Origin of the sequence: Duganella guangzhouensis (genome assembly GCF_009674535.1) — a bacterium.
In the GTDB taxonomy this organism is placed as follows: domain Bacteria; phylum Pseudomonadota; class Gammaproteobacteria; order Burkholderiales; family Burkholderiaceae_D; genus Rugamonas; species Rugamonas guangzhouensis.
Genome location: NZ_WKJK01000001.1, coordinates 384,551 through 407,739 on the forward strand (window position 1 = coordinate 384,551; position 23,189 = coordinate 407,739).

Genomic DNA, 23,189 nt, shown 5'->3' on the forward strand with positions numbered 1-23,189 from the left:
TTCGGGTGATGCGTGATTAATTCGATAATACCGCATTGCTAGTGTGCTGCGTCGCACACAATATAGTTTAATTTCCGTACGGCAATCACTCAATGCGTTTTTGCAGATTTTTGTAGTGTAGCAAGAGTTGTGGAAATTGCTTGTAGGACATTGCCCCGTCGTGAAGTAGGATTGGGTAATTTCCGTGTGGAAATCTTACCACACGCCGCAGGCTAAGCATGACGATGGCCCATGGCGGCCACCTTGGCGATCAGTTCGGTCGGCTCGACCGGCTTGGCGATGTGGGCCAGGAAGCCGCTGGACAGCGCCTTGATGCGGTCTTCCGAGCGGGCAAACGCGGTCAGCGCGATGGCTGGCAGGTCGCCGCCGCGCGACGGTCCCAGCGCGCGGATGCGGTCCAGCAAGCCATAGCCGTCGACCTCCGGCATGCCGAGGTCGCTGACCATCAGGTCGGGGCGCTCATGTTGCAATAAATTTAATGCCTCGGCAGCGGTGGCAGCGGTCAACACTTCGGCATTGCAGTCGTTGAGGATGCGCTTGATCAGTTCGCGCGCATCGTCCTCATCGTCCACCACCAGCACTTGCAGGCCGGACAAATCATGCGCCGCACCATGGACCGGCGCCGGGGCGACGGTTGGCGTCGCCATCAGCGCGTGATTGCGCGGCAGCCGCAGTGTGAAGCAGGCGCCGTGGTTCTCGCCCGCGCTGGTCACACTGATGGTGCCGCCATGCTGTTCAACCAGATGCTTGACGATCGATAGCCCCAGCCCCAGGCCGCCGTGGCGGCGGGTGGTGGTGGCGTCGGCCTGGCGGAAGCGTTCAAACACGTGGTGGAGGAAGGCCGGGGCGATGCCGATGCCGCTGTCGCGCACGCTGATGGCGACTTGCTCGCCCTCGCGCCGCACGCCCACCGTGACGGTGCCGCCGGGTGGCGTGAACTTGAGCGCGTTGCTAAGCAGGTTCCATAAAATCTGTTGCAGGCGGTTGGCGTCGCCCGCCACCATGCCGGGCGCGCGCGCAAAGTCTTTTTCGATGCGGATCTGCTTGGCCTCGGCGGCCGGCCGCACCGATTCAATGGCGACCGCGGCCAGCGCGGCCGGCGACAGCGGCTGCATGTCCAGCTTGACCTTGCCGGAGGCGATGGCGCTCATGTCGAGCAGATCCTCGATCAGTTGCGACTGCGCGCGGGCGTTGCGCTCGATGGTGTGCAGGCCACGGTCGAGGTCGGCCTGATTGCGGCTGCCCCGGCGCAGCACCTGGGCCCAGCCCAGGATGGCGGTCAGCGGCGTGCGCAGCTCGTGCGACAGGGTGGCCAGGAATTCATCCTTGAGCTGGCTGGTGCGCTCGGCTTCGGCGCGCGCCTGGCGTTCCGAGTCGTTCAGGCGCGCGTTGTCGATCGCCACCGCAGCCTGGGCGGCGATGCCGGCGATGATGCGTTCGGTGCGTTCGGTGAACATGGCCGGCTCCGGATGGCCGAACATCAGGCAACCGATCACCTCGCCGCTGCGCAGCGCCACCGGCACCGCCAGATAGCTGCGCACCGGCGGATGGCCGGCCGGCACGCCATGGTGGGGCGCGTTGTGGCCGTAGCGCGGGTCTTGCAGCACGTCGTCGCAGCGCACCACGCCTTCGCCGCGCATGCTGGGGCCGAACAGGGCGGTGGCGCGCGGCTGGCCGTATTGCGCGAAGGCGTCGCCCGCGCCGCTGGACAGGGTGTGCAGCACCATCGCCTCGCCGGCGCTGTTGGTGCTGTGATAGAACAAGGCGCCAAAGCGGGCGCCGCTGAGACTGGTGGCGGCGTCGGTGACTTCCTGCAGCAGCAGGCCGAGGTCGCGCTGCGAGGCCAACGCGGCGCCGGTGCGGTTGAGCAGTTCCAGCACCGCGGTTTCGTCGCGCAGCGCTTCCTGCGCACGCTTGACCTGGTCGACGTCGGTGCTGGTGCCGAACCAGCGCAGCACGCTGCCGTCGGCGCGGTGCACCGGGTTGGCGCGGGTCAGGAACCAGCGGAACTCGCCGCTGGCGCTGCGGATCGGGATTTCCAGCTCGTAGGGGGTGCCGTCGCGGCGCGATTGTTCCCAATGGCTGGCCATGGCGTCCAGACAGTCCGGCGCGTAGACGTTTTTCCAGCCGTCACCGGCCATTTGCTCGGGCGAGGTGCCGGTATAGTCGTACCAGCGCTGGTTGTACCAGACCATGGCGCCATCCTGCTCGGCGATCCAGGCCAGTTGCGGCATGGAATTGGCCAGCGCACGCAGTTCCAGCTGGCTTTGGCGTAGGGCTTCCCTGGCGCGCAACAGCTCTTCGTGCGCGTCCGGCGCGAGAGGCGGCGTGGCGAGGGGATCATTCGGTATCATGGTCTTATTTTAGCGCCAACCCCTGCGCCTGCTACGCACGTTTGAGTGGAGTGCACACTGGGTGATGTCAGCGTGCCGGCAAGCTGGCGGCGATCTGTTCCAGCACCGCTTGCAGCTGTTCGATATCGTAGGGCTTTTGCAGCGACCGCGCCGGAAAGTCGAGGCGGCGCGTCAGCTCGTCGCCATAGCCGGAGGCGAACAGCAGCGCCAGTTGCGGGTTTTGTTGCAGCGCGCGCCGCGCCAGCTCGACGCCGGAGATGCCGGGCAGGCTGACGTCGCTGAACAGTACGTCAAACGGCTGGCTGGACAGCAGTGGCAGCGCTTCCTCACCGCTGGCCACGGCTTCCACCTCGTGACCGAGCGCGCGCAGGGTTTCGCACACCAGATAGCGGGCATCGGTGTTATCTTCCACTACCAGCAGGCGCAGCGTCGCGTCGCCGCCGGCCGCCACGCTGGGGCGGGCGAGGGCCAGGGTGCACAAGATGCCGGCGACCCGCTCCTGTTCGCGGATCGGGGTGTAATACAGGTCCATCGGCTGTTGCTCCATGCGGCCGTCGCGCCAGAGCGGCAGCGCGCAGTTGCGATAGCTGAGGCTGTGCCCTTCGCGCACCGGGGCCAGGGCGGCGCTGTTCCAGCTGAAGGCGGACGGTTGCATGGCCGGCACCTGGCCGCCGGGGGCGCGCAGGCTGGGCAGGCCGAGCAGCGCGGCGTAGGCATCGTTATAGACCATGATTTGTTCGGCGCCCCACAGCAGCAGCATGGCTTGAGGCGAGTTGAGCAGGATATCGATGGTCAGGCGCAGGCTGGGTGGCCAGTGGGCACTATCGCCGAGGGCGGTGCGGGACCAGTCGGGGGCCGGCGGCATCGAGGCGGAAGGGGAGTTCATGCGGTGCGTGCGTTCTCTCTTGTTATGACTTCGACTATAAAGGCAAACCTGAGTGCATCGTACACGGTAAAAAAAAAGCCCGCTACGGGAGCGGGCTAAATCTATTTCCTTGGAGGAGAATAGAGGAGACAGGTGAATGATGCTGCATTGCGCAAATGAATGCAAATTTATATTTGTAATGTGCGTAATAACTAGTGTGAATGAAGCGAGGAAAACATGGCGGATATAATCAAGCACCGCAAAGTGAATATCGTGATACTGGCGCAGGACGAGGAAATAGGCGGCCATTGCCGCGAAGGCGATATTGCGATTTTGTCGGACGCGGCCGGCTGGTGGATCAAGTTTATCGGCGCCGACGGGCACATCGATTGTTATGGCGATCCGTATCCGTCCTATAACGAAGCGTTGTGGTCGGCCAAGGCGGCGGCCGAATTCGGCACCTGATACAGAGTGCTGGACAAGCAGGGAGAGTATCCCTATAATGCTGCTTCTTTCGAACGGCATGCTGTTTGAAAGGCTGGCGGTAAAGCAGTTTGCAAGGTGATTAGTTCGGTATTTCGTGTGCTGAACCAATTAAACGATAGAAAATGTCGAGCTTTGCAAAACGAAATTAATGCTTTATAATGCTTGCACAGTGCGGCTGTAGCTCAGCTGGATAGAGTACTTGGCTACGAACCAAGGGGTCGTGGGTTCGATTCCTGCCAGCCGCACCACTCGTTGTACCAGAGGTTTTGGAAGATTCCTCTTTTTTCAAACAAGAAATTGCTGTTATAATCTTGTTTTGCGCGGCTGTAGCTCAGCTGGATAGAGTACTTGGCTACGAACCAAGGGGTCGTGGGTTCGATTCCTGCCAGCCGCACCAAAATTCGTGAGCAAGGTCTTGATCGACCTTGTGGTAGTAAAAAGTTGTGTTGAGAAGTTTACGCGGCTGTAGCTCAGCTGGATAGAGTACTTGGCTACGAACCAAGGGGTCGTGGGTTCGATTCCTGCCAGCCGCACCAATTCGTAAGTAGAAGGGCCTGAAGAGAAATCTTCAGGCCCTTTTGCTTTTCACTTTGCGTTTGCTCAGGGGCGGCATGAACTGCGCACGCTAGGCTGGCCTCCTTGACTGGGAGGCGGTGATGGCGAATGATAAACGGATCGAGCTAAGGGTGGCGCTGCAGGAGCATCAGATGGCTACGTTGGTGGAGATTGTCGAGGAAATCCGCGAAAACTTCGTTACAACGGCGTATCTGGGCGAACGCCTGTCGCACTTGGCTACCAAAGAAGATTTTGCTCGTCTTGAGAGCAGAATGGCGCATTGCGCTACGGACGAAGACATGGCGCGGCTTGAGGAGAAGCAGGTCCACTTCGCGACGAAGGAAGACCTGGAGCGCGTGAACCAGAATATGCGCAACTGGATAATCTCGGTCGGCGTCTCAATCACCGCGCTGCAATTCGCCATTCAGTTTGCTATGTTCCAGCTATACAACTATCTGCGGTAACAAAATCAATGCGGCGCTGCCGGCCGACACCTGAATGTCCAATGTGCCGTGGTTGCTTACCGGCGCCACCTCCTGGTATTGCAACTCCCACGCCGCGTCTGGCTCCAGCGTGCGGCTGTCGGTGCCGAAGGTGAGGGCGTCGCGCGAGTTCAGGCTGGGCGCCTGCAGCGGCGCGACTCGCACGGCGGCGCGCGGCGCCAGGCCGCTGAAACCCAGCACCCGCGATTCAGTCTGGCTGCTGTTGATGACCACAATGCGCACTCCATCCGCGCCCGCCGCCGCATACACCCGCACACCAGGCGCCACGTCGGCCGTCTTCAGCACATGAAAGCGGTTGCCAGCCAGCAGCCGCGCGGCCAGCAAACCGTAGTACAGCGGCCGCGCCGCGAAGCCGGTGCTCAGATCGCCGCCGATCGGTGAATAGTTGGCCGTCACCGCATCGATGCGCGCGATCATATCCGCGCCATCGGCATCGCGCCCGCCAGTCCGGTGGCCTTCCAGCGAGCTTTCGATACTGCGTCGCGGCCCGCCCTGAAAGCACAGGCCGGTGGCGCCGTGATACGCCGCCGACAAGCTGAAGTCCAGCCCCCACAAGGCCGAAGCAAACGCATTGCTGACGCCATCCAGTCCGCCGCGATAATACGAATTGGTTTCCGTCAGCCAGAAACCATGCGCATGACGCCGTCCCGCCCGCGACAGCAAGGCGATGTCCTGATCGAACTCATGATCGTGCTGGAGGATATCCGCCAGCGAACCGCGCTCGGCCGCCTCCCGATAGTAATGGCGGCTCAATAGCACCGCATCCGGCACGTCGCGGCTGAAGTGCTGCACCCAATCGGTATTGGCGCCGGAGTCCGGACCGGACAGGTCGCCCTGGTTGATGGGTTTGCCCACAGCCTGTCCCAGGCGGCGCGGAACTGGTCGTATTGGCGGTAATAGTTGTTGGCCTCGTTGCCGATCTGGATCGACAGCAGGCGCGGCCCCAGCTTTTCGCGCACCAGCGCCGCAAACCGCGCCACCATCCCGGCGTTATCGGCGCGCATGTTCAGGCCGAAAATCACCTTCCACCCGGTCGCATCCAGGAAGCCGGCCAGCGCATCGATCGCTTCCGGCGTCACATCGTAGTAGGGCTGGATGCGCTCCTTGTTGCGATACAGCGGATGCAGCACCGGCAAGTCGCCCTGGAAGCCGGCCAGCCGGGCCAGATCGCTGGTGTTGCCGCCCAAACGCAGCACGCCATCCGGATTCAAACGGCGGAACATTCGCACCAGTCCGGTATTGGAAGCGGCGAAGAACTGCGGATCGGCCAGATTATCCGTTTCGTAGCTCAGACTGACGATCGTTTTGGGAATCATCGCGCCGGTGGCGCGCGCCGGGATGGCGATGCGTGGACTGGCGGCGAGCGCGAAAGAGGGCAGCGATGCCGCCGCCAGCCCCTGGATGAAGGTGCGTCTGTTTAACATGCGAAGTCCGGTGTGGTTGAAGAGTAAACTTACGTTTTCTTCGCATGGTAGGATTTTGAAAAATAAACGTCAATAAAAAACGTTTAATCGAAAGAAATTATCTTTCATTCTTTCGAATTGAGATCAAGCGCTCACGACGTTTTGCGGCTTACCGGCCTGCCAAGCCTCGATATTGTCGATCAACTGATCCACCAGCGTCTGCATCGCCTGCGTGCTGGCCCAGGCCGAGTGCGGCGTCAGGATGAAGTTGGGCAGGCGCAGGTTCAGCAGCGGGTTGTCGGCTGGCGGCGGCTCGGTGATCAGCACGTCAAAGCCGGCACCGGCGATGACGCCGGCGCGCAGCGCGTCGGCCAGCGCCACTTCGTCCACCAGGCCGCCGCGCGCGGTGTTGATCAGCAGCGCGCTGCGCTTCATGCGGATCAGCTCCTTGGCGCTGATCATATTGCGCGTCTTGTCGGTCAGCGGCAGGTGCAGGCTGATGATGTCCGAGGTCTCCAGCACCTCGTCGAAGCCAGCCTCGCGCACGCCGTCGCTCGCCGCATCGGCCAGCGGCGAGCGGTTATGGACGATGACTTCCATGCCGAACGCGCGCGCGATCTGCGCGGTGGCCTTGCCCAGCGCACCGTAGCCGAACAGGCCCAACCGGCTGCCGGCCAAATCGGAAATCGGATGGCCGAATAAACAGAAGCGCTCGGACTGCTGCCACAGCCCCGCCTCGATGTCGGCGCGATACGCCACCAACTGTCGACGCAGCGCCAGGATCAGCGCGAAGGTATGCTCGGGCAGGGTGTGCACAGCGTAGTTGCGGATGTTGGTCACCACGATGCCGCGCTGCTTTGCCGCCGCCAGGTCGACGATGTTGGTGCCGGTGGCGGCCACCGCGATCAGCTTTAAATCCGGCAGCTGCGCCAGGTCGTCGGCGCTGAGCGCCACCTTGTTGGTGATGGCGATGGTGGCGCGCGCATCGCGCAGCCGCTGCACTGCCTCGCCGGCGCGGGTGGCCGGATATTCGCTCCATTCGTGCCCAAACGCCGGCTTGCGCACATTGGCGATCACGCTGTCGCGGTCGAGGAAAACAATGCGGTGGACTTCAGTCATATGGCTACCTCTAAAGATGGCGCGCGCGCGGCGGATTTTTGCAGGCGCATGCCGGGATGATTGGAAAACAGTTCGGCGACCCATTCGACAAACACCCGCACCTTGGCCGACAGGTGGCGGTTCTGCGGGTACACCACGTGGATCGGCAGCGGATCGCTGATCCAGTCGTCGAGTATCGATTCGAAGTGGCCGTCGTTGATCATGGGCTCCATCATGAAGTTCGCCATTTGCACAATGCCCAGACCCGCCACGCCGGCGGCGATGTAGGCATTGCTGTCATTGAGCGCGACATGGCCGGGCAGCGCCACCTGTACCCGTTCGCCTTCGCGGGTAAAGTCCCAGTCATAGATTTTACCGGTACGCGCCGAAAAATAGTTAACGCAGCGGTGCCGCAGCAAATCGTTGGGATGCGTCGGCCGGCCGTAACGCGCCAGATAGGATGGCGCGGCGCCGGTGATGAAATGCAGGATGCCGACCCGGCGCGCGATCAGGCTGGAATCGCCCAGCGCGCCGCCGCGCACCGCGCAGTCCACGCCTTCCTCGATCAAATCCACCGGCCGGTCGCTGCAGCCCAGCTCCAGCTGGATGTCGGGATAGCGGCTGAAAAAATCGGGCAGGGCGGGGACGATCACTTCGCTGGCCAGACCGGTGGGCGCGTCCACCCGCAGCCGGCCGCTGGGGCTGAGCCGGGTGCGTGACAGCGATTCCTCGGCCTCGCGCACGTCCGACAGAATGCGCAGGCAGCGTTCGTAATACGCCGCGCCGTCGGCGGTGACGCTGACGTGGCGCGTGGTCCGGTTCAGCAGCTTGACCGCCAGCGACGCTTCCAGCGACTGCACCAGCGTCGACACCGTAGCCTTCGGCAGCTTCATATTATCCGCCGCGCGCGTGAAGCCGCCGGCGTCCACCACCTGTACAAACACTTCCATCGCTTGCAGTTTATTCATTTATGACCCTCATTGTTCGGGATTCTGAACAATCAATTCAACTTTACCGTATTTATCGGATTGTAGAACATGTTTATGATTGCTGTACTGCACAAAGGAAAAGTTGAAGAAAGGAGGACTTATCATGAAATATCGGGATGCAATTTTCGCAACGATAGCACTGGCGCTGACGTCGGTGGCACTGGCAGGCGTGGTATATACCGACGCCTATTCTCACACCGCCAAGGCGGAAGCGCGCGGCGTGCGCGCCCTGACCCTGGTGGCAAGCGGCGAATCGGTCTGCGATCCTGCTAACATGTTGTCCTCCAATGAAACCGGAACGGTGCAACAATGAACAAACCAGTAGAGCAGCTGCCGACCTTGTCGGACCAATTAAAAATCCGTAGCCTGGAAGTGAAGGGCGCGGATGGTCCTCTGGCGGCACGGCTCTACACCAGCGGCGATGCCGGCGCCAAGCGCGATACGCTGTTGGTCTTCTTCCACGCCGGCGGTTTTGTCGGCGGCGATCTGGAAGATGCGGATGTGTTCCTGCGCCATTTGGCAGACGACAGCCAGCAGATGGCGGTGTTAGCATCTGCCTATACGTTGGCTACCGAGAAACCGTTCCCGGCGGCGGTGGAAGATGCGCACGCGGTGCTGGTGTGGGCCAAGAAGCACAAGGCCAAGCTGGGCTGGACCGGCAAGCAGCTGCTGGTGGCGGGGATCGAAGCGGGCGCCAATCTGGCCGCCGTCTGCGCGCTGATGTCGCGCGATCGCGGCGGTCCGGCGCTGGCTGGCCAGGTGCTGGTGATGCCGATGCTGGACCCGGGCTTGACCACCTGCTCGATGCGCGAACTGCAGGCGCCGGAGTTGCTGGACGTGGCGGACGCCTGCGCCAAGGCGTATCGCGGCTACCTGCCGAATGCCGCCGACCGTACCCACCCGTACGCGTCGCCGCTGCAATCGAGCCGGCTGAAGAATCTGCCGCCGGCGCTGATACTGTCGACCGAAGATGACCCGCTGCGCGATGAAGCGGAACAATATGGCGCCAAGTTGATTGCCAACGGCGTCAAAACCACCGTCCGGCGCATGCAGCCGGCGCCTCTGCAGGACGCGGAGGCACGCAACGAATGCGCCTGTCGATGTCAGGCGCTGGGAGAAATCGCCGGCTTCGTCGCTGGCCTGGAACGGTCCGAGACGCCGCCAGCCGCATAGGATTCCCCAACCATTAAGCAGTAACTGAATACGTCCCCACTGGCTTGCCGGCGGGGCGATAGGTCCGTGTTTTCTCGATTTTCGTTGAGACCGCCCGGTGCCGCCACTTATATTAATAATTTTCATGTAAAAAGGATTTAAGATGAAAAACATTGAAAACATGACTGCCGTGGTTCGGCCGCTGGCCGCCGCGTTGGCACTGGCGGGCCTGGCCGCAATTTCCCTGTCTGGCTGCAGCGATGCGAATAGCAAAGCGGCCGAAGCGCCGGCAGCGGGCGGTCCTCCGATTTCGGCCGCCGCCGTGGTCGAGAAAACCATCACCGAAACTCAGGAGTTCTCGGGCCGCCTGGAGGCGATCGAGCAAGTGCAGATCCGTCCACGCGTCAGCGGTTTCATCACCGCCATCAACTTCAAACCGGGTGGCACCGTCAAGAAGGGCGAAGTGCTGTTCGTGATCGATCCGCGTCCATATCAGGCCGAAGCCAATCGCGCCGAAGCCGCCGCCAACTCGGCGCGCGCCAAAGCCGAACTGGCGAAAGTGGAACTGGTCCGCTCCGAAAAACTGCTGGCCGATAAAGCCATCGCCCAGCGCGAGTACGACGCCTCGGCATCGAGCTACAAACAGCTGGACGCTGACGCCCGCGCCGCCCAGGCCCAGTACGAATCCGCCAAGCTGAATCTGAGCTACACGCAAGTGATCTCGCCGATCAATGGCCGCGTATCGAAAGCCGAGATCACGCTGGGTAACCTGGTGGATGCGACCGCGGTGCTGACTTCGGTGGTCTCGCTGGACCAGATCTACGCCTCCTTCGACGGCGATGAAGACACCTATCTGCGCGTCGGCGCCGCCGCTCATCAAGGCAAGCCTGCCGTGGTGCGCATCGGCCTGGCCAACGAAACCGGCTTCCCGCATGAAGGCAAGCTGGAATTCGTCGACAACCAGCTGGATGTGCGCAGCGGTTCGGTGCGCATGCGCGCCACCCTGGCCAACGCCGACGGCGTGCTGGTACCTGGCCTGTTCGCCCGCGTGCAGCTGGCCGGCAGCACTGGCGCCAAATCCACGCTGCTGATCAACGATCGCGCCGTCAACACCGACCAGAATCGCAAGTTCGTGTTCGTGGTCGACAAGGACAACAAGGCCGAATACCGCCCTGTGACCCTGGGCCAGCAAGTGGACGGCCTGCGCATCGTGCGTGACGGCCTGAAACCGGGCGAGAAAATCGTCGTCAACGGCCTGCAGCGCGTGAAGCCTGGCGCGCCGATCACGCCGACCATCGTGCCGATGGACGCCGATCCGCTGGCAGCGGAACTGGCCGCCAAAAAAGATCAGAAAGTAGCCGTCGCTAAAACCGGCACTAGCAAGGAATAATTAAAATGAACATCTCTCGATTTTTTGTCGACAAGCCAATCTTCGCGGCGGTGCTGTCGATCATTATCTTCGTCGCCGGCTTGATTTCCATCTTCAAGCTGCCGATCTCGGAGTACCCGGACGTGGTGCCGCCTTCGGTGGTGGTGCGCGCGCAGTATCCGGGCGCGAATCCGAAGATCATCGCTGAAACCGTGGCCGCGCCGCTGGAAGAGCAGATCAACGGCGTCGAGAACATGCTGTACATGTCCTCGCAAAACACCTCGGACGGCGCGCTGGCACTGACCGTCACCTTCAAGATCGGCACCAACGTCGAGCAAGCTGAAACCCAGGTGCAGAACCGCGTTCAACGCGCGTTGCCACGTCTGCCGGAAGAAGTGCGCCAGATCGGTGTGACGACCGTGAAGTCGTCGCCCAACCTGACCATGGTGGTCCACCTGAATTCGCCGAACGGCCGTTACGACGACCTGTATCTGCGCAATTACGCGGTGCTGAACATCAAGGACCAGTTGGCACGTCTGCCCGGCATGGGCGAGGTGCAGCTGTTCGGTTCCGGCGATTACGCGATGCGCGTCTGGCTCGATCCGCAGAAAGTGGCACAGCGCGGCATGACCGCCGGCGACGTGGTCGACGCGATCCGCGAGCAGAACGTGCAAGTGGCGGCTGGTGTGATCGGCCAGGGTCCGGCGAAAAATGCCGACTTCCAGCTGACCGTGAATACGCAAGGCCGTCTGCAGTCGGAAGAAGAGTTCGGCAACATCATCCTGAAGACCAATGCCGACGGCGCGGTGACGCTGCTGAAGGACGTGGCGCGTCTGGAGATGGGCTCGAACTCGTACGCGCTGCGCTCCCTGCTGAACAACAAATCCGCAGTGGCGATTCCGATTTTCGAAGCGCCTAACGCCAACGCGCTGCAACTGTCGTCCGACGTGCGCTCCACCATGGCCCGTCTGTCGAAAGATTTCCCGGAAGGCGTCGAATACAGCATTGTGTACGACCCGACCCAATTCGTGCGGGAGTCGATCCGCTCCGTGATCCACACGCTGGTCGAAGCGATCGTGCTGGTGGCGCTGGTGGTGATCATCTTCCTGCAAACCTGGCGCGCATCGGTGATTCCGCTGCTGGCCGTGCCAGTGTCGGTGGTGGGTACTTTCGCCGTGATGCTGGGCTTCGGCTTCTCGATCAACACGCTGTCGCTGTTTGGCCTGGTGCTGGCGATCGGTATCGTGGTGGATGATGCGATCGTGGTGGTGGAAAACGTCGAACGTAATATTCACGACGGCCTGGCGCCGCGCGAAGCGACCATTCAGGCGATGAAAGAGGTGAGTGGTCCTATCATCGCGATTGCGCTGGTGCTGTGCGCCGTGTTCGTGCCGATCGCTTTCGTATCCGGCCTGTCCGGCCAGTTCTACAAGCAGTTCGCACTGACCATCGCGATTTCGACCGTGATCTCGGCATTCAGCTCGCTGACGCTGGCGCCAGCGCTGGCCGCCGCGCTGCTGAAACCGCACGACGCACCGAAAGATGTGGTGACCCGTGGCATGGACAAAGTGTTCGGTGGCTTCTTCGGCTGGTTTAACCGCTTCTTCAACCGTGCCTCGCACAGCTATGAAACCGGCGTGACTGGTGTCTTGAAGCGCAAGGGCTCGTCGCTGATCGTGTACGCGCTGCTGGCTGTCGCTGCGGCCTTCATGTTCAAGGTGGTGCCACCGGGCTTCGTGCCGTCGCAGGACAAACAGTACCTGATCGGCTTTGCACAGCTGCCGGATGCCGCCTCGCTGGACCGTACCGATGCCGTGATCCGCAAGATGTCGGAGATCGCCAAGGACATTCCTGGCGTCGACAACTCGATCTCGTTCCCTGGCCTGTCGATCAACGGTTTCACCAACGCGCCTAACGCCGGTATCGTGTTCCTGGGCCTGGCGCCGTTCGAGAAACGCACCACCAAGGAAACCTCGGCCGACGCGATTGCCGCTGAAATGAACAAGCGCATGGGCGCGATCGAAGGCGCCTTCGTGATGGTGCTGGGTCCTCCACCAGTGAATGGTCTGGGCACCACCGGCGGCTTCAAGCTGATGGTCGAAGACCGTGACAACCTGGGTTACGACGCGCTGTACAAAGCGGTGCAGGCGGTGCAGATGAAGGCTTGGCAGAATCCGAAGCTGGCCGGCGTGTTCTCCAGCTATCAGATCAATGTGCCGCAGCTGTTCGCTGACATCGATCGTCAGAAAGCCAAGCAACTGGGCGTGCCGCTGAATACGATTTACCAGACCTTGCAGATCAATCTGGGCTCGCTGTATGTGAACGACTTCAATCAGTTCGGCCGTACCTATCAGGTGCGGGTGCAGGCTGACCAGCAGTTCCGTTCGCACGCTGAAGATATCGCCCAGCTGAAGGTCCGCAATGACAAGGGCGAGATGATTCCATTGTCGTCGCTGATGCGCGTCAAAGACAGCTATGGCCCGGATCGCGTACAACGCTACAACGCTTACGTGGCCGCCGAGATCAACGGCGCACCGGCTCCTGGTGTTTCGACCGGCGAAGCGCAGGCCGAGATGACCAAGATCGTCAACGAGGTGCTGCCGAAGGGTATCAGCTACGAATGGACGGAACTGGTGTATCAGGACATCCTGTCCGGTAACACGATGATTTACGTGTTCCCACTGTGCGTGCTGTTGGTGTTCCTGGTGCTGGCCGCGCAGTACGAAAGCTGGACCCTGCCGCTGGCGGTGATTCTGATCGTGCCGATGTCGATTCTGTGCGCGCTGATTGGCGTCAAGCTGACCCACGGTGACAACAACGTCTTCACCCAGATCGCATTGTTTGTGCTGGTGGGTCTGGCGTCGAAGAACGCGATTCTGATCGTGGAGTTTGCGCGGGAACTGGAACACCATGGCCGCTCGATCGTCGAAGCAGCGCTGGAAGCTTGCCGTCTGCGTCTGCGCCCGATTCTGATGACGTCGATCGCATTCATCATGGGTGTGCTGCCGCTGGTGTTCTCGCACGGCGCCGGTTCGGAAATGCGTCATGCGATGGGTGTGGCGGTGTTTGCCGGCATGCTGGGCGTGACCTTCTTCGGCCTGTTCCTGACGCCGGTGTTCTACGTGCTGCTGCGTACCTTGGCCGTGCGTCTGGAGAAGAATAAACCGGCCGTGGTGGTGGCGGATGCCGCTCCGGCCAAACTGGAAGGGACTCACTAATATGAACAAACTGCATATGATCGCAAAAGGCGTCGCACCGATTCTGGCTGCCTTGCTGATGACCGCGTGCGCCGCACCGGAATTCAAGCAGCCTGCGATGGATGTGCCGACCGCCTTCAAGGAGTCGCAACAGCCGGCGCCTGCGGAGGTCAAGACCGCCGCCGACGGCAGCACCTGGAAACAGGCGCAAGCCGCCGAAGCGCAGCCGCGCGGCGAGTGGTGGCTGGCTTTCAACGATACGGCGCTGAATGAGCTGATCAACGAAGCCACCCGCGCCAACGCCAATCTGTCGGTCGCCGCCGCCCGCGTCAAGCAGGCGCGCGCGATTGCCGGTGTGGCCGAGGCGGACCGCATTCCGCAGGTCGGCATCGCGGCTGGTGCGCAGCGTGTGCGCGAATCGGACGTGGCGCTGAACCTGCCGGCCGGTACGCCGGTGCCGCCGGCCAGCGTGTTTAACGCCAATCTGACGGCCAGCTATGAGGTTGACCTGTTCGGACGCGTCTCGTCCAATGTGGCGGCGGCACGTGGCGACGCGGCGGCGCAGGAAGCGACTTACCGTTCGGTGCTGCTGTCGGTGCAGGCGGACGTGGCGCAGACTTATTTCCGTCTGCGTGAAACCGACGCCGAGCTGGAAACGCTGAACCGCACGGTGCAGACGCGTGAAGAAAACGTCAAAGTCAACCAGCGTCGTTTCGATCTGGGTGATATCGGCGAGTTCGATCTGTCGCGCGCCAAGACTGAATTGGCGACGGCGCGCGCCGAAGCCATCGGCCTGCAGCGTCAGCGCGCGACCACCGAGCATGCGCTGGCGGTCTTGCTGGGCAAGCCGGCGGCCAGCTACACGGCGGGTAACAGCCCGTTGCTGGATGGCGCGCTGCTGCCGGTGATTCCGGCCGGTCTGCCGTCTTCGTTGCTGGAGCGTCGTCCAGATATCGCCGCCGCGCAGCGCGCGATGGAATCGGCTAACGCGCGCATCGGCGTGGCACGTTCGGCGATGTTCCCATCGCTGCTGCTGAACGCGAATGCGGGCGGCACCTCGGCTAATACGGTGGCGGATGTGTTCAAGTGGAGCAGCCGTTCGTGGCTGCTGGGCGCTGCCTTGTCGATGCCGTTGATCGACGGTGGTCGCAACCGTGCGAATATCACGCGCAGCGAAGCGGCGCTGGAGGAGTCGGTGGGCACGTATCGTCAGAGTGTGCTGACGGCGTTCGCTGAGGTGGAAGATAACCTGGCGGGCTTGCGCGTGCTAGCCGGTCAGACTGCGCAGATTGAGGATGCGGTGGTGTCGGCGCGTCGCTCGGCCGATCTGGCGCAAAAGCTGTACACGGCGGGACGTTCAAGCTATCTCGATCTGCTGGATGCGCAGCGTAATCTGGCGGCGGTCGAGCGTAGCGCGGTGCAGTTGCGTGGCGATCGCGCCGTCACCACGGTGGCGTTGATACGCGCTCTGGGTGGCGGCTGGGATGCTTCGGGCGCGGCACCGACGGTGGCGCAGAACTGAGGGTAGCTGCAATGTGAAAAGCGGACCGTGAGGTCCGCTTTTTTTTCGTCACGACGGGGATTTACTTGGTGACTGGCGCTGGCGTGGCAGCAGCTTCGGTTTTCTCTGCCTTGGCGTGGGCTTTTGCTTTGGTTTTGGTGGCTTTGGCGTGAGCGTCGGCTTTGTCGGCTTTTTCGTCAGCTTGGGCGACGGCGACGTCTTTCTTGGCGTCGGCTTCTACCTTGGCGGTCTTGGCTTCAGCTTTCACGGCGGCCTTGGTTTCTTTGGCTTCCGCTTTGGCTGCGACTTTGGTTTCTTTGGCTTCTGCTTTTGCGGCGGCAGGCGTGGTGGTGGCAGGAGCTGGGGTCTGTGCGAAAGCAGCGGTAGCGAACAGGCCTGCGATCAGGGTAGCGATTACTTTGGTCATGATTCAATCCTCGATGTTGGTTTCGGGCCCAGGACAATTCCTGCGTCTCTGAGCGAAAAACGCGGGCCGGATGCTCAGCGTTGACGGCATTTACAATCGCTTACACGTTCGGTATCGCACAGTTCTCGCGGGTGGACTGGCATAGCCTAAGCGGATGAAAGGCTCGCTCAAAACCTACAAAGCAAAACGCAACTTCGCCGTCACGCCGGAACCCGCCGAAGGTGGCGAGGAGGGGGCGGCGTTCGTCATCCAGAAGCACTGGGCTTCGCGGCTGCATTACGACTTCCGCCTGGAGCTCGACGGTGTGATGATGAGCTGGGCCGTGCCGAAAGGTCCGAGCTATGACACGCGCGACAAGCGCATGGCGGTGCACGTCGAGGACCATCCCATTTCATACAACGATTTCGAAGGCACCATACCGCCCAAGCAGTACGGTGCGGGCAAGGTGATCATCTGGGACAAGGGCACCTGGCGGCCGCTGGATGATCCGCACAAAGCGCTCAAAGCCGGCAATCTGAAATTCGAGATCGCCGGCCACAAGATGCATGGCCGCTGGGTGCTGGTGCGCATGAAGGGCAAGGGCGAGAAGCAGGAGCCGTGGCTGCTCATCAAGGAGAAAGACGATTACGCGCGATCGGCGGAAGAGTTCAGCGTGGTGGACGAGATGCCGGACAGCGTGAAGGCGCTGCCGATGCCTGAGCCACTGCCTGCGCCCGGCGCCGCTGGCGGCACCGGCGTTGCCCCCGCTGACGCAATGCTGCAAGCGCGTGCCAAAGCCAGGGCCACCGAGCGCACCACGCCCAAGGTGGCGATGCCGGAATCGTTGTTTCCGCAACTGGCCACGCTGGTCGACGCGCCGCCGGCGAACGCCGACGAGTGGCTGTTCGAAGTCAAATTCGACGGCTATCGTTTGCTGGCGCGCGTGGATGGCAAGGATATCCGTCTCATCACCCGCAATGGCAATGACTGGACCCACAAGCTGCAGCCGCTGCGCGATCAACTCGCGCGCGCGAAGCTGCCCAGTGGCTGGTACGACGGCGAGATCGTGGTCCACGACGAGGACGGCCGTCCTGATTTCGGCCTGCTGCAAAACGCTTTTGATGAAAACAATCCGGGCGACATCGTCTACTTTATCTTCGATATGCCGTTCCATAACGGCCACGATCTGCGCGATACGCCGCTCGAACAGCGCCGCGCGCTGCTACAGGAAGTGCTGGCGAAGCGCGAGAGCGCCACTATCCGCTACAGCACCGCGTTGAATGCGCCCCCGCGCGACGTCATCGCCGCCGCTTGCCAGATGGGGCTGGAGGGCATCATCGGCAAGCGCCGGGACGCGCCCTATAGTTCGCGCCGCAGCGGCACCTGGATCAAGCTCAAATGCGGGCAGCGGCAGGAGTTCGTTATTGGCGGCTACACTGATCCGCAGGGCGCGCGCAATGGTTTCGGCTCGCTGCTGCTTGGTACTTACGACGAGGATGGCAAGCTGCATTACGCCGGCAATGTCGGCAGCGGCTTCAACGCCAATTCGCTGCGCGACCTGAAGGCACGCATGGACAAGCTGGCCGCCGCTACTAGTCCGTTTGCGCCAAGCCGCGAGATCGACAAGAAAGCGCACTGGCTCAAGCCCACGCTGGTGGCGGAAGTCAGTTTCGGCGAGTGGACGCATTCGGGCTCGATACGCCATGCGGTATTCCAGGGGCTGCGCAAGGACAAGCACGCCGGCGCGATCAGGCGCGAGACGCCGCAACACGTAAAGGAGAAACCCGCCATGCAGGGCAAGCTTCCCGCATCGCTGAAAGTGACCAATCCGGACCGCGTGATCGACCAGCAAAGCGGCGCCACCAAGATGACGCTGATTCGCTATTACGCGCTGGTGTCGGCGCTGATGGTGCCGCATCTGAAAGGACGCCCGGTGTCGCTGGTGCGCGCGCCGGAGGGTGTGGGTGGCGAGTTGTTCTTCCAGAAGCACGCCGAGATCTCGCGCATGCCGGGTGTGAAGCAATTCAAGCAGGCACTGGATCCCGATCATCCTCCGATGCTGGAAGTGTCTAGCGAACAGGCGTTGCTGTCCGCCGCGCAGATGAACGTGGTTGAGCTGCATACGCAGAATGCCAACGGCAGCAGCTACGAGAAGCCAAACCGCATGGTATTCGACCTTGACCCCGGCAAGGGCGTCAGCTGGCAGCAGGTGAGGGAAGGCGCGCAGCTGTTACGGGCGTTTCTGGACCAGCTATCGCTGCCGGCATTTATCAAGACCAGCGGCGGCAAGGGCTTGCACGTGGTCGTGCCGATCAAGCCGGGTTATGGTTGGGATGACGTGAAAGCCTTCTCCCAAGCCATTGTCGCGCACATGGCGGAGACCATACCGGAGCGTTTTGTCGTGAAGAGCGGTCCGCGCAACCGCGTCGGTAAAATTTTCATCGACTACCTGCGCAACGGACGCGGTGCAACCACCGTCGCCGCATGGTCGGCCCGCACGCGGCCAGGGCTGGGCATCTCCGTGCCGATTACGTGGGACGAGCTGGAAGGCCTGCAGGGAGCGGACCAATGGAACGTCACCAACGTCCACACTCGCCTCGACATCGGCAACGCGCCCTGGGACGACTACGCCAAATCCGCCAAGGGGCTGGCCGCCGCAATGAAGCTGATGCGCTTCAAACCGGGCAGCTCTTAAGCCACTTTGTGGCTGCCGCTCGCTTTGGTGCGGCGCGTGGATGGACGCGGGGATTTGGCTGCTGCCGCCCCTTTCTTGCCGCGCTTGCCCAGGCTGTCCTGCAGCAGCGCCACCAGATCGACCTCGTTGGATGCCTTGGGCGCGGCGGATTCCTTGTCTGGCGCGGTGATGGTTTTGGTTTGGCCGGCCTTGATCTTTTTCTTTACCAGTGCCAGCACGTCCTCCTTGTAGGTGTCGTGATACTGCTCCGGTTTCCATTCCTCGCTCATGCCTTCCACCAGCGACAACGCCATCTGCAATTCCTTGTCGCTGATGCCGGCGCTTTTTAAGGTTGCCGGCGGCAGCTTCAACTCTTCGGCGCTGCGGATTTCGGTGGCGTAGCGCAGCGTGTTGAGCACGATCTTGTCTTCCACGCAGACCAGCGCGCACAGGTGCTGCTTGGTGCGCATCACCACCGTGGCGATGCCGATCTTGCCAGCCTTGCGCAAGGTCTCGCGCAACAGGGCGTACACCTTGGCGCCACCGCGCGACGGCGCCAGATAGTAGGGCGTTTCGTAATAGGTCAGCGGCACGTCGGCCGCCTCCACGAAGGCCACGATGTCGATGGTCTGCGTCGCTTCGACGTTGGCGCGACGCAGATCTTCGTCCGACAGCACCACGTATTCGTTGTCCTCGTACTCGTAGCCCTTGACGATGTGGTCCCAGGCGACCTCCTTGCCGGTGCTTTTGTTATAGCGTTTGTAGCCGATCGGCGAGAAGTCGCGCTTGTCCAGCATGGTCAAATCCAGATCGTGCTCCTGCACCGCCGTGTACATCTCGACCGGAATGTAGACCAGCCCAAAACTGATCGCCCCTTTCCACAACGCGCGCGCCGCCATGATGTCAGCCTCCCACCGAGCCGGTCACCGGCAGCACAATCCCGGTGATGTAGCTGGAGCAGCAGGGCGCGGCCAGGAACACGTATGACGGCGACAGCTCCTGCGGCTGCGCCGGACGCTTGTAATCGGTATCCGCGCCGAACTGCGTGATCTTGTCGGGCGGCGCATCGGCCGGATTCAGCGGCGTCCACACCGGCCCCGGCGCCACCGCGTTGACGCGTATGCCTTGCTCCAGCAGGTTGGAGGCCAGTGATTTGGTGAAGGCGTGGATCGCGCCCTTGGTGGTCGAGTAGTCCAACAGGTGCTCGGAGCCCTGCAGCCCGGTCACCGAGCCGGTGTTGATGATAGCGGCGCCGCGCTTCAGATACGGCAGCACCGCCTTCGCCATGTGGAAGTAGCCGTAGACGTTGGTCTTCATGGTCAGGTCGAAGCGCTCCTCGGTGAGATCGGCGAGTTTTTCCGTATGCTGTTGGAAGGCCGCGTTGTTGACCAGGATGTCGAGCCGGCCGAAGCGCTCATGCGCCTGATGCGCGGCGGCGCGGCAGAACGACGCGTCGCGCACGTCGCCGCGGATCAGCAGACAGCTCTGGCCCTCGGCTTCCACATAGCGCTTGGTGTCCTGCGCGTCCTGTTCCTCGTCCAGATAAACGATGGCCAGATCCGCGCCTTCGCGCGCATACAACACCGCCACCGCGCGGCCGATGCCGGAATCGCCGCCGGTGATCAGCGCCGCCATCCCGGCCAACTTGCCGCTGCCGCAGTAATCGGGCGCCATGAATTCCGGCTTCTGCTGCATCTCGGCTTCCAGCCCCGGTTTTTGCAGATGCTGGGCTGGCAGCGGCGTGCCGGGGTAGGGATGGTCGGTGGTCTGCACCGGATTCTCGGATTGTGACATGGTGGCCTCCTGCATCGTAAAGAATCAGTATTGGCGCGGGTGCCGCCGGTGACCGTGCGATTACTCACATATCGATAGCGGCGGCGACCGATAAAATTCGTGCAAAAAGATTGCTAATTATGAACTTTATGGCACACTGTCTGACAGAGACGCACAGAATTACAACTATACTAATACTAGGGAGTTTCATATGTCGGACCTCGACCGCCGATTGAACCACACGGGCGTGTTTTTCAACCCCAGCCGGGCGCGCGGCGCCGCTTTCCAGGCCAGTTGCGCGGAGATGTTTTCGCATCTGGTTTGCTGCGAAAGCGTGGATGCCGCCAGCACCGCCGTGGTGCAGCGCGACGCGGCGCTGCTGGTGCTGGATCTGAACGGTTATGAATACCTGAGCGAGATGGCCGGCGTCGGCGCGCTGATACGCAATCGCGCCGGCAAGGCCATTCTGGTGCTGTGTCCCTACGATCACAGTGCCTGGCTGCCGGAACTGATGGCTTACGGGACTTTCGACTATCGTCTGAGCCCCGTGCTGGACGATGAGCTGCAGCAGGCGGTCAAACAAGCGCTGGAGGTGCCGCTCGATGCCGCCGCCGCCCTGCAGCAGGAATTGCTGGACAAGGAAAAAGAGCTGCGCGACCTGCTGGGCGTGCAGCGCAGCCTGCAACGCGCGCTGAGCGGCTTCGACACGATATCCACCATGGCCTCGCAGGTTTGCCTGGCGCTGTGTAATTTCCCCGGTGTGCGCCACACCGCGCTGCTGAGCATCAAGGAGCGCGGCGATCTGCAACTGGTGGCGCAGGAAGCGCGTAACCATCTCGACCTGGGGCGCCTGCTGCAGCGGCGCGATCGTCTGCTGCAATCGCCGCTGCGCGACGTGTTCCCGCCGTTGATGGCGGTGGTGCGCGGCGAGATGATCTTGCTGGATGCGCCGGAAAAGGCCGGCGATCCGGAACTGGCGATGGCGCTGCATGACCGTAATGTGCGCATGGTGCTGGCGTTGCCGCTGCGCGCCGAGCCGGGCGGCCCGGAGATGGGCTCCATCGCGCTGATGTTCGACCGTCACATCGTGTTCTCGCGCGAGCAGTTCGCCTGTTTCGCCAGCCTGGCGCAGTTTATCAGCTTTGGCCTGGGCATGAGCGAGCTGCGACATCAGAACGATGTGCTGTCCGGCCAGCTGTCGCAAATGAATACGCTGGACACGCTGACCGGCGCCGCCAATCGCCGCAGCGGCGAAGATACGCTGGATAACGAGATCCGCCGCGCGCGCCGCTATGGCTTGCCGCTGGCGGTGTTGTCGTTCGACGTCGGCAGCTTCCGCTCGTCGAACGACTTGTACGGTTCGCCGGTGGGCGAGCCAGCGCTGCGCAAGATCGCGGAAACGGTGCAGGGTCGGCTGCGCACCTCGGACACGCTGGCACGCATGCGCGGCGAGGAGTTTCTGGTGGTGGCCACCCATACCAGCGCCGATGACGCGGTGCGGCTGGCCGAGAAGCTGCGCGCGGCGATCGCCGAGGCGGACCTGCCGGGCGCGCACCTTGGCGCCTCGGTCAGCATCAGCCTGAGCGTGGCGCAGGTGGGGCCGGAGGAAGCCGGCCCCGGTGTGCTGGACCGGCTCGACGCCGCGCTGCAACTGGCCAAGCGCGCCGGCCGCAACTGCATCCAGCTGGCCGCTTAAAGCTTCTCCAGGATGGTGGCGATGCCCTGGCCGCCACCGATGCACTGGGCGGCCAGCGCGTAGCGGCCTCCGGTGCGCGCCAGCAGCGCCGCCGCCTTGCCGGTGATGCGGGCGCCGGTCGCGCCCAGCGGATGGCCGATCGCCATGCCGCCACCATCGATATTCAATACCTCCGGCCGGATTCCCAGTTCACGCACGCAGGCCAGCGCCTGCGAGGCGAAGGCTTCGTTAATTTCCGCGACATCGATGTCCTGTGCCGTCAGGCCGGCCAGGCGTAGCGCTTTCTGCGTGGCGGGGATGGGGCCGATGCCCATCAGCGCCGGATCGCAGCCGACAGCGGCAATGGAAACGATGCGCGCGCTTGCTTGCAGGCCGTGCTGGCGGGCGAATGCCTCGCTGGTCACCAGCACCGCCGAAGCGCCGTCGGTCAGCGGCGACGAGGTGCCGGCGGTGACCACGCCATGTTCCGGATCGAACACCGGCTTGAGCGCGGCCAGCGCTTCCAGCGTGGTGCCGGGGCGTATGCAGCCGTCTTCGGCGATGATCTCGCCGCTGGCGGTGGTGATGGGGACGATTTCGTCGCGCAGATGGCCGGCGGCGCGGGCTGCGGCGGCTTTCTGGTGCGACTGCAGCGCCAGTACTTCCTGGTCGGCGCGCGCCACTTCATATTTGCGGGCGACGTTTTCGGCGGTGTCGCCCATGCTGATATAGGCGTCGGTTTCGGCCAGCAGGGCCGGATGCGGCGAGAAGTTGAAGCCGCCCTGCGGCACCATGGTCATCGATTCCACCCCCACGCACAGATAGGCTTCACCCAGGCCGGCTTCGATGTTGGCGGCGGCGATGTGGATGGCGGACATGGACGAGCCGCAGAAGCGGTTGATGGTCATGCCGCTGACCTGGTGCGGGAAGCCGGCCAGCAGCGAGACGATGCGCGCCAGGTTGTTGCCCTGCGCCGCCTCGGGATAGGCGCAGCCGAGGATGACGTCGTCGATCAGGGCGGGATCGAGGCCGGTGCGCTGTATCAGGCCGCGCACCAGCTGGGCGCCTAGCTCGTCGGGGCGGACCTCGGCCAGCTTGCCTTTGCGGGAGAAATGAAAGGGCGAACGCGCGTAGGCGCTGATGACTGCTTTCATGGTACGGTTCCTTTTAATGATGGTCGTAATGATTG

19 protein-coding genes and 3 tRNA genes are annotated in these 23,189 nt (G+C 62.6%); 12 read left to right on the forward strand and 10 right to left on the reverse strand.

Going from position 1 to position 23,189, the window contains the following annotated elements:
- Positions 1-212: 212 nt before the first annotated feature.
- A complete protein-coding gene (locus GJ699_RS01610) occupies positions 213-2,354 on the reverse strand; it encodes a PAS domain-containing hybrid sensor histidine kinase/response regulator (protein ID WP_154372450.1) in 2,142 nt (713 codons plus the stop codon).
- A 67-nt stretch (positions 2,355-2,421) separates the two neighbouring features.
- Positions 2,422-3,240 carry a response regulator gene (locus tag GJ699_RS01615; protein WP_154372452.1) on the reverse strand — a complete coding sequence of 273 codons (819 nt, stop codon included), beginning with the start codon at positions 3,238-3,240 and terminating at the stop codon, positions 2,422-2,424.
- 216 nt (positions 3,241-3,456) lie between these two features.
- Here GJ699_RS01615 and GJ699_RS01620 point away from each other — a divergent pair, with 216 nt between their 5' ends.
- The 5 genes from GJ699_RS01620 to GJ699_RS01640 all read left to right on the forward strand — a co-directional run bounded on the left by GJ699_RS01620 (position 3,457) and on the right by GJ699_RS01640 (position 4,724).
- A complete protein-coding gene (locus tag GJ699_RS01620) occupies positions 3,457-3,684 on the forward strand; it encodes a hypothetical protein (RefSeq protein WP_154372454.1) in 228 nt (75 codons plus the stop codon).
- 192 nt (positions 3,685-3,876) lie between these two features.
- Positions 3,877-3,953: transfer RNA gene (locus GJ699_RS01625), tRNA-Arg, on the forward strand.
- Positions 3,954-4,025: 72 nt separating this feature from the next.
- Positions 4,026-4,102: transfer RNA gene (locus tag GJ699_RS01630), tRNA-Arg, on the forward strand.
- Positions 4,103-4,164: 62 nt separating this feature from the next.
- Positions 4,165-4,241: transfer RNA gene (locus GJ699_RS01635), tRNA-Arg, on the forward strand.
- A gap of 120 nt (positions 4,242-4,361) precedes the next feature.
- Positions 4,362-4,724, forward strand: coding sequence for a hypothetical protein (locus GJ699_RS01640; RefSeq protein ID WP_154372456.1), 363 nt, complete (start codon positions 4,362-4,364; stop codon positions 4,722-4,724).
- Here the strand turns inward: GJ699_RS01640 and GJ699_RS01645 are convergent.
- From GJ699_RS01645 to GJ699_RS01660, 4 genes are all read right to left on the reverse strand, one after another.
- Positions 4,704-5,618, reverse strand: coding sequence for a glycosyl hydrolase family 79 C-terminal domain-containing protein (locus GJ699_RS01645; protein ID WP_154372458.1), 915 nt, complete (start codon positions 5,616-5,618; stop codon positions 4,704-4,706). The genes GJ699_RS01640 and GJ699_RS01645 overlap by 21 nt on opposite strands.
- Entirely contained in the window at positions 5,513-6,187 is a 675-nt protein-coding gene (locus tag GJ699_RS01650) for a hypothetical protein (protein WP_154372460.1), read from the reverse strand. The genes GJ699_RS01645 and GJ699_RS01650 overlap by 106 nt, the downstream gene beginning before the upstream one ends.
- Before the next feature lie 123 nt (positions 6,188-6,310).
- Complete coding sequence (locus tag GJ699_RS01655) at positions 6,311-7,285, reverse strand: D-2-hydroxyacid dehydrogenase (RefSeq protein ID WP_154372462.1); 975 nt, start codon at positions 7,283-7,285, stop codon at positions 6,311-6,313.
- Positions 7,282-8,232 (reverse strand): LysR family transcriptional regulator, encoded by a 951-nt coding sequence (locus tag GJ699_RS01660; protein ID WP_154372464.1) that lies wholly within the window; start codon positions 8,230-8,232, stop codon positions 7,282-7,284. The genes GJ699_RS01655 and GJ699_RS01660 overlap by 4 nt, the downstream gene beginning before the upstream one ends.
- Positions 8,233-8,356: 124 nt before the next feature.
- Between GJ699_RS01660 and GJ699_RS01665 the strand changes: the two genes are divergently transcribed.
- The 5 genes from GJ699_RS01665 to GJ699_RS01685 all read left to right on the forward strand — a co-directional run bounded on the left by GJ699_RS01665 (position 8,357) and on the right by GJ699_RS01685 (position 15,493).
- Positions 8,357-8,566: a hypothetical protein gene (locus GJ699_RS01665; RefSeq protein WP_154372466.1), complete on the forward strand. Its 210-nt coding sequence runs from the start codon at positions 8,357-8,359 to the stop codon at positions 8,564-8,566.
- Positions 8,563-9,426, forward strand: coding sequence for an alpha/beta hydrolase (locus tag GJ699_RS01670; protein WP_154372468.1), 864 nt, complete (start codon positions 8,563-8,565; stop codon positions 9,424-9,426). Before GJ699_RS01665 ends, GJ699_RS01670 begins: the two co-directional genes overlap by 4 nt.
- A gap of 142 nt (positions 9,427-9,568) precedes the next feature.
- Positions 9,569-10,795 carry an efflux RND transporter periplasmic adaptor subunit gene (locus GJ699_RS01675; RefSeq protein ID WP_154372470.1) on the forward strand — a complete coding sequence of 409 codons (1,227 nt, stop codon included), beginning with the start codon at positions 9,569-9,571 and terminating at the stop codon, positions 10,793-10,795.
- A gap of 5 nt (positions 10,796-10,800) precedes the next feature.
- Entirely contained in the window at positions 10,801-13,992 is a 3,192-nt protein-coding gene (locus GJ699_RS01680; RefSeq protein ID WP_154372472.1) for an efflux RND transporter permease subunit, read from the forward strand.
- A 1-nt stretch (position 13,993) separates the two neighbouring features.
- Positions 13,994-15,493, forward strand: coding sequence for an efflux transporter outer membrane subunit (locus tag GJ699_RS01685; protein ID WP_154372474.1), 1,500 nt, complete (start codon positions 13,994-13,996; stop codon positions 15,491-15,493).
- Between the two features lie 61 nt (positions 15,494-15,554).
- Here GJ699_RS01685 and GJ699_RS01690 read toward each other — a convergent pair whose 3' ends face one another.
- Positions 15,555-15,899: a hypothetical protein gene (locus GJ699_RS01690; RefSeq protein WP_154372476.1), complete on the reverse strand. Its 345-nt coding sequence runs from the start codon at positions 15,897-15,899 to the stop codon at positions 15,555-15,557.
- 154 nt (positions 15,900-16,053) lie between these two features.
- Between GJ699_RS01690 and ligD the strand changes: the two genes are divergently transcribed.
- Complete coding sequence (gene ligD, locus GJ699_RS01695; RefSeq protein ID WP_154372478.1) at positions 16,054-18,573, forward strand: DNA ligase D; 2,520 nt, start codon at positions 16,054-16,056, stop codon at positions 18,571-18,573.
- Here the strand turns inward: ligD and ku are convergent.
- Positions 18,570-19,451 (reverse strand): non-homologous end joining protein Ku, encoded by an 882-nt coding sequence (gene ku, locus GJ699_RS01700; protein ID WP_154372480.1) that lies wholly within the window; start codon positions 19,449-19,451, stop codon positions 18,570-18,572. The two genes, ligD and ku, sit on opposite strands and share 4 nt — an antisense overlap.
- Before the next feature lie 4 nt (positions 19,452-19,455).
- On the reverse strand, positions 19,456-20,346 hold the full coding sequence (locus GJ699_RS01705; RefSeq protein ID WP_195763434.1) for an SDR family oxidoreductase: 891 nt from the start codon (positions 20,344-20,346) through the stop codon (positions 19,456-19,458).
- A gap of 190 nt (positions 20,347-20,536) precedes the next feature.
- Here GJ699_RS01705 and GJ699_RS01710 point away from each other — a divergent pair, with 190 nt between their 5' ends.
- On the forward strand, positions 20,537-22,021 hold the full coding sequence (locus GJ699_RS01710; protein WP_154372484.1) for a GGDEF domain-containing response regulator: 1,485 nt from the start codon (positions 20,537-20,539) through the stop codon (positions 22,019-22,021).
- Here the strand turns inward: GJ699_RS01710 and GJ699_RS01715 are convergent.
- Entirely contained in the window at positions 22,018-23,154 is a 1,137-nt protein-coding gene (locus GJ699_RS01715; RefSeq protein WP_154372485.1) for a thiolase family protein, read from the reverse strand. The two genes, GJ699_RS01710 and GJ699_RS01715, sit on opposite strands and share 4 nt — an antisense overlap.
- Positions 23,155-23,189: the final 35 nt, after the last annotated feature.

Excerpts from the sequence above, each read along its gene's own strand:
- GJ699_RS01610 (WP_154372450.1), bottom strand. The coding sequence starts at position 2,354 with ATGATACCGAATGATCCCCTCGCCACGCCGCCTCTCGCGCCGGACGCG.
- GJ699_RS01615 (WP_154372452.1), bottom strand. The coding sequence starts at position 3,240 with ATGAACTCCCCTTCCGCCTCGATGCCGCCGGCCCCCGACTGGTCCCGC.
- GJ699_RS01620 (WP_154372454.1), top strand. The coding sequence starts at position 3,457 with ATGGCGGATATAATCAAGCACCGCAAAGTGAATATCGTGATACTGGCG.
- GJ699_RS01640 (WP_154372456.1), top strand. The coding sequence starts at position 4,362 with ATGGCGAATGATAAACGGATCGAGCTAAGGGTGGCGCTGCAGGAGCAT.
- GJ699_RS01650 (WP_154372460.1), bottom strand. The coding sequence starts at position 6,187 with ATGTTAAACAGACGCACCTTCATCCAGGGGCTGGCGGCGGCATCGCTG.
- GJ699_RS01655 (WP_154372462.1), bottom strand. The coding sequence starts at position 7,285 with ATGACTGAAGTCCACCGCATTGTTTTCCTCGACCGCGACAGCGTGATC.
- GJ699_RS01660 (WP_154372464.1), bottom strand. The coding sequence starts at position 8,232 with ATGAATAAACTGCAAGCGATGGAAGTGTTTGTACAGGTGGTGGACGCC.
- GJ699_RS01665 (WP_154372466.1), top strand. The coding sequence starts at position 8,357 with ATGAAATATCGGGATGCAATTTTCGCAACGATAGCACTGGCGCTGACG.
- GJ699_RS01670 (WP_154372468.1), top strand. The coding sequence starts at position 8,563 with ATGAACAAACCAGTAGAGCAGCTGCCGACCTTGTCGGACCAATTAAAA.
- GJ699_RS01675 (WP_154372470.1), top strand. The coding sequence starts at position 9,569 with ATGAAAAACATTGAAAACATGACTGCCGTGGTTCGGCCGCTGGCCGCC.
- GJ699_RS01680 (WP_154372472.1), top strand. The coding sequence starts at position 10,801 with ATGAACATCTCTCGATTTTTTGTCGACAAGCCAATCTTCGCGGCGGTG.
- GJ699_RS01685 (WP_154372474.1), top strand. The coding sequence starts at position 13,994 with ATGAACAAACTGCATATGATCGCAAAAGGCGTCGCACCGATTCTGGCT.
- GJ699_RS01690 (WP_154372476.1), bottom strand. The coding sequence starts at position 15,899 with ATGACCAAAGTAATCGCTACCCTGATCGCAGGCCTGTTCGCTACCGCT.
- ligD (WP_154372478.1), top strand. The coding sequence starts at position 16,054 with ATGAAAGGCTCGCTCAAAACCTACAAAGCAAAACGCAACTTCGCCGTC.
- ku (WP_154372480.1), bottom strand. The coding sequence starts at position 19,451 with ATGGCGGCGCGCGCGTTGTGGAAAGGGGCGATCAGTTTTGGGCTGGTC.
- GJ699_RS01705 (WP_195763434.1), bottom strand. The coding sequence starts at position 20,346 with ATGTCACAATCCGAGAATCCGGTGCAGACCACCGACCATCCCTACCCC.
- GJ699_RS01710 (WP_154372484.1), top strand. The coding sequence starts at position 20,537 with ATGTCGGACCTCGACCGCCGATTGAACCACACGGGCGTGTTTTTCAAC.
- GJ699_RS01715 (WP_154372485.1), bottom strand. The coding sequence starts at position 23,154 with ATGAAAGCAGTCATCAGCGCCTACGCGCGTTCGCCCTTTCATTTCTCC.